Annotated in this window: 8 protein-coding genes; 2 read left to right on the forward strand and 6 right to left on the reverse strand. The window is 69.6% G+C overall.

All coding sequences use genetic code 11. The features are described from left to right. Positions 1-10 precede the first annotated feature (10 nt). Complete coding sequence (locus AC1G9L_RS21295) at positions 11-853, forward strand: ABC transporter ATP-binding protein (protein ID WP_481069902.1); 843 nt, start codon at positions 11-13, stop codon at positions 851-853. Between the two features lie 163 nt (positions 854-1,016). Here the strand turns inward: AC1G9L_RS21295 and AC1G9L_RS21300 are convergent, their stop codons facing one another. Continuing rightward, positions 1,017-1,427, reverse strand: a complete 411-nt coding sequence (locus AC1G9L_RS21300) for a winged helix-turn-helix transcriptional regulator (RefSeq protein WP_481071214.1) — start codon at positions 1,425-1,427, stop codon at positions 1,017-1,019. Between the two features lie 175 nt (positions 1,428-1,602). On the opposite strand from AC1G9L_RS21300, the gene AC1G9L_RS21305 reads away from it, so the two are divergent. After that, the gene (locus AC1G9L_RS21305; RefSeq protein WP_481069903.1) at positions 1,603-2,508 is read left to right on the forward strand and encodes an NAD(P)H-binding protein; all 906 of its coding nucleotides are present in this window, start codon (positions 1,603-1,605) and stop codon (positions 2,506-2,508) included. A gap of 22 nt (positions 2,509-2,530) precedes the next feature. On the opposite strand, the gene mnmE is transcribed toward AC1G9L_RS21305, so the two are convergent. The 5 genes from mnmE to rpmH all read right to left on the reverse strand — a co-directional run bounded on the left by mnmE (position 2,531) and on the right by rpmH (position 9,119). After that, the gene (gene mnmE, locus AC1G9L_RS21310; RefSeq protein ID WP_481069904.1) at positions 2,531-3,874 is read right to left on the reverse strand and encodes a tRNA uridine-5-carboxymethylaminomethyl(34) synthesis GTPase MnmE; all 1,344 of its coding nucleotides are present in this window, start codon (positions 3,872-3,874) and stop codon (positions 2,531-2,533) included. 31 nt (positions 3,875-3,905) lie between these two features. Next, positions 3,906-6,647, reverse strand: coding sequence for a polysaccharide deacetylase family protein (locus AC1G9L_RS21315; protein WP_481069905.1), 2,742 nt, complete (start codon positions 6,645-6,647; stop codon positions 3,906-3,908). A 100-nt stretch (positions 6,648-6,747) separates the two neighbouring features. Beyond that, positions 6,748-8,484 carry a membrane protein insertase YidC gene (yidC, locus tag AC1G9L_RS21320; RefSeq protein WP_019800419.1) on the reverse strand — a complete coding sequence of 579 codons (1,737 nt, stop codon included), beginning with the start codon at positions 8,482-8,484 and terminating at the stop codon, positions 6,748-6,750. 18 nt (positions 8,485-8,502) lie between these two features. Then, positions 8,503-8,940 (reverse strand): ribonuclease P protein component, encoded by a 438-nt coding sequence (gene rnpA, locus AC1G9L_RS21325; RefSeq protein ID WP_481069906.1) that lies wholly within the window; start codon positions 8,938-8,940, stop codon positions 8,503-8,505. Positions 8,941-8,978: 38 nt separating this feature from the next. After that, entirely contained in the window at positions 8,979-9,119 is a 141-nt protein-coding gene (gene rpmH, locus AC1G9L_RS21330; RefSeq protein ID WP_003469983.1) for a 50S ribosomal protein L34, read from the reverse strand. Positions 9,120-9,380: the final 261 nt, after the last annotated feature.

Consider the following 9,380-nt stretch of genomic DNA (forward strand, 5'->3'; position numbering starts at 1 on the left):
TGTCGGTTCCATGTCAGTCGTTTCTTCTCAAGCAACCCCTGTGCCAGCGGCAACGCCGTTGATCGAACTCGACCGCGCCAGCGTCGTCCGCGGGCAGGTCCGCGTGTTGCACGCGCTGAGCCTGCGCATCGCACTCGGCCAGCACACCGCCATCCTCGGCCCGAACGGCTGCGGCAAATCCTCGTTCATCAAACTCATCACCCGCGAGTTGTATCCGCTGGCGCGCGCCGGCGAGGAACCGGCGGTGCGGGTGCTCGGCCAGAGCCGCTGGCAGGTCGACCGGCTGCGCAGCCAGTTAGGCATCGTCACCGGCGACCTGAGCGTCAATCTCGCCGACATGCCAGGACTGGACGTGGAAAGTGCGGTGCTGTCCGGGTTCTTCGCCAGCTATGTGGTGCCGCCGCACCGCGAGGTGACCGACGCTATGCGCGACCGCGCGCGCGAGGCGCTGCAGGCGGCGCACGCGTTGCCGCTGTTGCGGCGCCCCTATGCGGAACTGTCGGCCGGCGAGACCCGACGCGTGCTGATCGCGCGCGCCCTGGTCAATCGGCCGCAAGCGTTGTTGCTGGACGAACCCAGCACCGGACTTGACCTGGTCGCACGCGAGCACCTGCTGGCGACGATGCGCGATCTCGCGCGGCAAGGCATCACCCTGGTGCTGGTCACCCACCACATCGAGGAGATCGTGCCGGAGATCGCGCGGGTGATCCTGCTGCGCGAGGGCCAGGTGTACGCCGACGGCACGCGCGAGGAGCTGCTGGCCGATGCGCCACTGTCGGCGGTGTTCGGCGGACCGGTGCGGGTGCAGCGCGATGGCGACAACTACAGCGCCCGGGTGGTTGCGGAGAGCTGATCCGCGGTTGACGGGTTCGGGCGTTCGGGGCCTTGGGTATTTCTGGGCGAGAGATGTCGCTGGTGATGCAGGTGATGCGGGAATGTCCGTGGGAGCGGCTTCAGCGGCGACCGGGCGTTCTCGGTAAAGCCCGTCGCGGCTGAAGCCGCTCCTACGGGACGCGTCAACCGTACGCGGCGCCCGCCGCCCGCGCCGGCGCATCGGCCTCGAACGCGGCGCGCGCGCCACGGATCTGCGCATGGTGATCGGCGGCCCAGCGCACCAGCGGCGCCAGCACCCCGCTCAGCGATTGGCCCAGCGGGGTGAGCCGGTATTCCACCCCAGGCGGCACGGTCGGCAGCACCTCGCGTGCGACCAGGCCTTCGCGCTGCAGATCGCGCAGCGTCTGGGTCAGCATGCGCTGGGAGATGTCCGGCACCGCGCGGCGCAGTTCGCCGAAGCGGTGCGGGCGCTCGGCAAGCAGCATCACGAACAAGGTGCTCCACTTGTCGCCGATCTGCGCCAGGACGTCGCGCACTGGGCACTGGTCGATGGCCATGCCGGCGCGCTGGTAGTCCTGCAGTTGCTGGCTCATCAGCGGGTCGCAGGTGGCGGCCGGCGGTACGACGATGTCCATGGCGGTTACCTCGAGGTAAGCAGGGGCTGAAAAAGTGCCGTCTTTACAGGTCGGCCAAGGTCTCTAGGATAGACCAGGTTCCTTTTCCAGACCATGGCGTCCTGCGACGCCGCCCTTCCTCAGGAGACCTGTCATGTCCGCATCTTCCGATTCCCTGCTCGTCACCGGCGCCGGCGGCCACTTCGGCCAGCGCGTGCTCGCGCACCTGCTCGACACCCTGCAGATCGCGCCATCGCGCGTGGTGGCGATGACCCGCCAACCCGAGCGCCTGGCGGCCTGGGCTGCACGCGGCGTGGACGTGCGCCACGGCGATTTCGACGACGCCGCTTCGCTCGACGCGGCTTTCCACGGCGCCGCTCGTGTGCTGCTGATCAGCACCGACGCGCTGGACCGCCCCGGCCACCGCCTGCAGCAGCACCAGGCCGCGATCGCCGCCGCCGAGCGCGCCGGCGTCGGCCACCTAGTCTACACCTCCTGCCCGGAACCGCACGACTCGCCACTGTTGCTGGCCACCGACCACGCCGGTACCGAGGACGCCCTGGCCGCCAGCGCCCTGCCCGCCTGGACCGTGCTGCGCAACCACTGGTACTTCGAGAACCTGTTCATGAGCCTGCCGTCGGTGCTGGCCTCGGGCCAGTGGTACAGCGCGGCCGGCGATGGCGGCATCGCCCATATCGCCCGCGACGACCTGGCCCGCGCCGCCGCGGTCGCCCTGGCCAGCGGCGACGGCAAGCGCACGCTCACCCTCAGCGGCGCCCGCGCCTATACCACCGCCGAGATCGCCGCACTGGTCGCGCAGGTGCTGGATGTGCAGATCCAGGTGGTGCCGGTACCTGTCGAAGGCCTGGTGCAAGGCATGGTCGGCGCAGGCCTGCCCGAGCCGGTCGCGCGCATCTATGCCTCGTTCGACACCAACACCGCCGCCGGCCGCGTCGGCACCGTCACCGGCGACTACCAGGCGCTGACCGGGCAGGCACCGCTGCCGTTCGAACAGTGGCTGCAGGACAACCGCGCGCAACTGGCGGCGCTGAAGCCGTAAGCGCGTTCGGCGGCGCGACGCGCTATTTGCCGATGCAGAAGCTGGAGAAGATCCGCCCGAGCAGGTCGTCGGCGCTGAGCGTGCCGACGATCTCGCCGAGCGCGGCATGGGCCAGGCGCAGTTCCTCGGCGGCCAGTTCCAGACGTTCGTGCTGCAGTTCGGCGGCGGCCGCGTCGGCATGGGTGGCGGCACGCTGCAGCGCGTCGACGTGGCGGGCGCGCGCGGAGAACTCGCCGTCGCTGCCCTCGCCGGCCGCGGTGCCGGCGATCGCGCGCAATTGCGCGTGCAACTGCTCCAGCCCGCTGCCGGTAGCCGCAGAAACGTAGACGCGTTCTGCACTGGCCGCGGGCACGGCGGCGAGCAGGTCGCTCTTGTTGTGGATCCACAGCCGCTGCGGCACGTCGGCGATGGCGTCGGCGATCGCCGCCTGGCCGGCCTCGGCGTCGCGCGCATCGAGCACGATCAGCGCCAGGTCGGCGCGCTGCAGTTCCTGGCGCGCGCGGCGCATGCCCTCGCGTTCGATCGCATCGCCGCCCTCGCGCAGGCCGGCAGTATCGACCAGGGTCAGTTCCACGCCATCCAGGCGCACGGTCTCGTGCAAGGTGTCGCGGGTGGTGCCGGCGATGTCGGTGACGATGGCGCGGTCGCTGCCGGCCAGCGCATTGAGCAGCGAACTCTTGCCGGCATTCGGCGGGCCGACCAGCACCGCGTGCAGGCCATCGCGCAGCCTGCGTCCGCGTTCGGCGTCGGCACGCAGTTGCTCTAGAGCCGCGCGCGCCTGCGCCAGGCCGGCGCGCACCTGCGCACCACCCAGCGTGTCCAATGCCTCGTCGGCGAAATCGATCGCCGCTTCGACGTGGATGCGCAGGCGGATCAGCTGTTCGGCCAGGTCGTCGACGCGTCGCGAGAACACACCGTCCAGCGAGCGCCGTGCCGCGCGTGCCGCACGCAGGTCGCCGGCGGCGATCAGGTCGGCGATCGCTTCGGCCTGGGCCAGGTCGAGCTTGCGGTTGAGGAAGGCGCGCTCGCTGAACTCGCCCGGACGCGCCGGACGCGCGCCGAGTTCGCAGCAGCGCGCCACCAGGTGCCGCAGCAGCACCGGGCTGCCGTGCGCCTGCAGTTCCAGCACGTCCTCGCCGGTGAAGCTGCGCGGCGCCGGAAACCACAGCGCGATGCCGTCGTCCACGATCTCGCCATGCGCGTCGCGAAAACGCGCGTAGCGGGCGCTGCGCGGCACCAGTGCACGCAAGCCCAGTCCGTCGGCGATGGCGGCCGCCGCCGGACCCGACACGCGTACCACGCCGACACCACCGGCGCCGGGGGCGGTAGCGATGGCAGCGATGGTGTCGGTGGCGGAAGACGGCATGGCGAAGGCAGCAGGTCGGTGATGCGGTGGACTATAGCGTCTGCAACTGGCCGCGCACGTAGGCGGCCGACGCCCCGTTGGGTTGCAGCTCCAGGTAGGTCTGGAACGCGCGCTTGGCCTTGGCGGCATCGCCCAGCTGGCGGTAGGCGTCGCCCAGGTTGACGTAGGCCACCGCGCGCGAGGGATCGATCTTCAGCGTGTTCTCCAGCCAGCGCACGGCCTGCGCGTATTTGCCCTGGCGATAGTAGATGAAGCCCAGGTTGTTGGCCGCGAGCGCAAAGTCCGGGCGCAGCTTCAGCGCCTCGGTGAACTGCGCCTCGGCTTCGTCGTAGCGCTTCTCCTTGTACAACTGCAGGCCGCGGTCGTTGGCGCGCTGCGCACGCTGGCGGTCGGACACCGGACCGGCCGCGGCCGGCACCGCCAGCGGCCGCTCGCCGCCCTGCAGATCCTTGACCACCACCGCCGGCTTGGCCGCAGCGGCCGGGGCGTCGGCGCTGCCGGCGCCCGCGTTCGGCGTCGCGGTCGACGCTGGCGCGGCCGCATCGACGCGGTCGTTCATCGCGATCGCCGCCGAGGACAGTTGCTGGGTGCTGGCGGTGAGGAATTCCTCGCCCTCCGGCACCTGCAGCACGAACTCGCCGCCCTGCGAACCCGGCAGGCTGCCGAACGCGGGCGTCTGCTGCGAGATGCTCGACACCGCCGGCGCCACGTAGGCAGCCAGCTCGGTACCGGTGATCAGGCCGTCGCCGTTGAGATCGGCCTTGCCCGACAGCGCCTGCAGCAGCACCCAGGTGAACACCGAATGGCCGTTGGGGCCGCTGTCGGCGACCTGCTGGTCGGCGCCGCCGGCGGTGAGCATCTGTCGGGCGATACGCCGCGCGTTCTCGCGCAGGTAGGCGCTGGTGCCGCCGCCGCGGGTCAGGCCCAGGCCGCTGTAGCACGCGTCCATCACGAACAGCACATGCTTGGCTTCCAGGCTTTCGGCGATGTCCTGGATCTCGGTCATCGGAATCGCGTCGGTGGCGAACTGCGCCGGGTCCGAATCGGCCGGGATGATGTAGCCCAGGTCGCGCCCTGAGGCCAGCTTGCGCGTCGCGCCGTGGCCGGCGAAGAACACGAACACGCGGTCGTTCTTGCCGACGCCGCCATGCGCCAGCCGATCGTGGAAGGCGGCGAGGATGTTGTTGCGGGTGGCTTCCTGGTTCTTCAGCACGATCACCTGCGACGACGGGAAGCCGAAGCTGCCGGTCAGCGTCTGCGCGATCGCCTGCGCATCGTTGGCCGCGTACTGCAGCTTGGGCCAGTGCGCGTAGTCGTCGATGCCGATGACGATGGCCCACGACTTGTCGTAGCCGCTGGTCACCGCCGGCGCGGCGGCGTTGCTGGCGGCGCGCGCCACGCTGAAGTCGCGCCCGTTCCAGGCGGCGAACTGGTAACCGTCGGCGCTGAGCCGGTCCAGGATCTGCGGCAACGCCTTGACGGTGCGTTCGTGGATGTCGTGGAACAGCAGGATGCCGCGTTGCTCGCGGCCGACCTGCTCGAGCACGCGCTGCACGATCGACTCCGGCACCGGGTCGGCCCAGTCCAGCGAATCCACATTCCACATCACCGACTTCAGTCCGGCCTCGCCGAGGATCTGCATGCCCTCGGCGTTGCGCGCACCGTAGGGAAAGCGGAACAGCGGCGCACGCTTGGCGTCGACCGCGCGCAGCATGCGGTCGGTGTCGAGGATCTGGCTGCGCAGTGCGGCGCCAGTTTCCTTGGACAGTTGCGCATGGGTCAGGCTGTGGTTGCCGACGGTGTAGCCCTGCTCCATCAGGCTGCGGCTGACGCTGGCCAGCGGCGACAGGTCGACCTTGCCATCCGGCTCCAGCTTGCCCAGGTTGCGGCCGACTTCGAAGAACGTGGCCGGCACGTCGTAGCGCTTGAGGATGGCGACGATCTCGTCGGTGTACTCGCGATGCGGGCCGTCGTCGAAACTCAGCACCACGGTCTTCGGCGGCAGGTCGCGCCCGAACACCTCGCGGTCGCTGTCCTGCATCGACATCGGGTACGGCGTGATCACGCCGTAGTCGCGCAGGATCGCCTCGCGCGTGTACAGCGTGCCCAGGTGGGCGACGTAGTCCTCCCACTTCTCGCGCTTCTGCACGATCGCGCGGGTGCGGTCGAAGCGGCTGAAGATCGCGGTGATCTCGCGGTTGTAGGTGCGCTCGATCTCGTCGAGCGCTTCCAGGTCCTCGCCGATGCGCTGGTGCAGCTTGATCGCCGGCAGCGAGGAATCCTTGCCGATGCGCAGCTGCCAGTCGGCGAGAATCTCGCGGAACGCCAGGCGGTCGGCGTCGTACAGATCCGGTGCCGATTCGACGTAATCGAGCAGACTGCCGACCGCGGCGAAGCGCTGCGCGTCCGGCAGCGCCAGCAGCGCATCGAACTGCTTGGCCAATGCCTCGCGGCGCTCCAGGCCCTCGTGGAACAGTTGCTGGCCGACGCTGCTGGAGGTCTGCCGGTCGGCCGGCGATTGCTTGGCCTCGTCGGCCAGCAACACGATGATCTTGCGCTGCGCCGCCAGCTGCGCCTGCAGGCCCTGCAGCAGCGTCGTCGCCTGGGCCTGCAATGCGGGGGAGCCTGGAATGGCGATCGCCGGCGCCGATGTCGCGGGCTTGGACGGCGTGGCCGCGCTGTCGGCAGGCGTGCGCTGGCACGCGGCCAGGGCCAAGGCGAGCAGCCCGATCACGACAACGGACGACGACAACGGACGACGGCGCTTGCGCATGACCACGGACTCGCGAGCAAGGCGCTACGGGAAGAACGCAGCCGCCGGCGCCTTCCCCGGCCGCATGCGCAACGCCCGCCGGAGGCGGGCGTTGTCGGGTTTACTTCTTGGCCTTGGCCGGCGGCTTGCCGCTGCCGCCGCCGCCGCCAGCGGTGGCCGCCTCGCCATGGCGCTTGAGCATCCACCACTGCTGCAGCAGGCCCAGCGAACCGTTGGTGACCCAGTACAACACCAGGCCCGACGGCACGAAGGCCATCATCACGCCGAACACCAGCGGCATGAACTGCATCATCTTGGCCTGCACCGGATCCATGCCCGGGGCCGGGGTCAGCTTCTGCGTAAACCACATCACCGCCACGTTGATCACCGGCAGGATGAAGTACGGATCGCGCGCGGTCAGGTCCTGGATCCAGGCGAACCACGGCGCCTGGCGCAGTTCCACCGACTCCACCAGCACCCAGTACAGCGCGAAGAAGATCGGCATCTGGATCAGCACCGGCAGGCAGCCGCCCATCGGGTTGATCTTCTCCTTCTTGTACAGCTCCATCATCGCCGTCTGGAACTTCTGCTTGTCGTCGCCGTAGCGCTCCTTGAGCTGCTGGATGCGTGGCTGGAACTTGCGCATCTTGGCCGCGCTCTTGTACTGCGCGGCCGACAGCGGATACAGCACCAGCTTCAGCAGCACCACCAGGCCGACGATCGACCAGCCCCAGTTGCCGAGCAGGCTGTGCAGGTGGCTGAGGATCCAGAACAGACCCTGGCCGAGCAGCGCCATCACGGAGAAACGGCTGTAGTCGACCACGCGGTCGAGGCCGCGCACGTTCTCCTTGGCGATCTGGCTGACCAGCTTCGGCCCGACCCACAGCCGCGCCTCGGTGCTGGCGGTGGCGCCCGGCGCCACCGTGAAACCAGGGCCGCGCGCTTCGACCACATGCCGCGGGCCGTCGTTGGACAGCACGAACACGGAATCCTGGTCGTTCTGCGGAATCCAGCTGGTGAAGAAGTGGTGCTGCAACAGCGCAATCCAGCCACCCTTGACCGTCTGGTTCAGCGGACCGTCGTCCAGATAGTCCTTGAACGCGCGGCGCTGGTAGCCGTCGGCGGGGCTGAACCAGGTGGCGCCATTGAAGCTGAAGGAATCCGGGTTGGTCATGCCGCGGCTGACGATGGTCGGCACCCGGCTCAGCTTGCGGAACACGTAGCCCTGCCACGGCTTGCTGCCGTGATTGATGACCTCATCGTGCACCTGCACCGCGTAATGGCCGCGCTGCAGGGTGTACACGCGACGAATGGTCACGCCGTCCGGACCGTTCCACACGAACGGCACCTGCAGGCTGTCCTGGCCCTTGGCCAGCACGTACTCCTGGCCCGGGTGTTCGGGGCGGAAGCCCGCCGGGCCCGGCGACGGCGCGTTGTGCTCGCCGACCCAGCCGCTGGTGGCGGTGTACGGATGCGCCGCGTCCTCGGTCAGCAGCTGCACCGGCGGGCTGCCCTGCTGCTTGGTCTGCGGGAACAGCAGCAGGTCGGCGTCGAACACGCTGCGGCCGTCCAGGGTCAGGCGCAGCACGTCGGTGGTGACGGTGACCCGCGGTGCGGCGCTGGCCGCAGCGGTCTCGGACGTGCTGCTGGCAGCTGGCGTGGTGCCCGGCACCGTGGCCTGCGGGATCGCCGGCACATGCGTGGCGCCGGCATCGGCGTCCTGCGCCGGCGGCACCGTGGTCGCCGCCGCGACCGTCGCCGCAGTGGCGTTCGGCGCGTGTTCCTTGTTCCACTCCATCCACAACAGGGCCGCGACCATCAGCCAGGCGAAAATCAGGAAAAGGCGGGTCTGGTTCATCGGACAGGCAAGCTCGGCTCAGCCAGAAGCGGGTTCTGACGTGGAGGTGGGGGAAGAAGGACGAAGAGGCGGCGGCATTGTGCCGTCCGCGGCCTGGGCCGGCAATGCGCCGGCGCGACGCAGCAGGCGCAGATAGGCCTGGCGCAGTTGCACGCCACTGGCCTGGGCGGCGGCGCTGCGCGCCACCACCACGTAATCGCCGGGCGCCAGCCACGGCAACAGCTGCCGCGTGGCCTCGCGCAGCACGCGCTTGATGCGGTTGCGCACGACCGCGCGCTTGTCGACCTTGCGCGACACCGCCAGGCCCAGCCGCGCCGGGTGCGGCGCACTGCGCCAGTGCAGGCTCATCAGCGGCTCGGAACAACGGCGCGCGGCATCGAACACGACGCGGTATTCCGCAGACGTGCGAACCCGCGCAGAGCGAGGAAATCGCCTACGCGGGTCGGGAGGATTCACGGTCCGGATTGCAGGCGCCGCCTGGGGCGGCGAAGCAATCAAGCGCTCAGGCGCTTGCGGCCCTTGGCGCGGCGGCGGGCCAGGATCTTGCGGCCGTCGGCGGTGGCCATACGGGCACGGAAGCCGTGGTCGCGCTTGCGCTTGAGGTTGCTGGGCTGGAAGGTGCGCTTGGTGGCCATCGGGGCGCTCTGATCTGAATGGGGCGGAAAGAACCGGAAATTCTATAGGACCCCTTACGTCGCGGTCAACTCCCTGTGACGACCGGAACGTAGCACGGCCGCGCCCGGCCTGTGGATGGATCTGTGAATAGCCGTGGGAAAACCATTCCCGACCCTGCGCGCCGGTGGTAGTCTGATCCATCCGCTTTCCTCTCCCACCGGCCGAATGCGCCGCGCCCGAGCGCGCCCTTCATGCCCGGTCTATCGACGAATTTAGATCTG

This window comes from Xanthomonas sp. NCPPB 1132, from assembly GCF_056629235.1.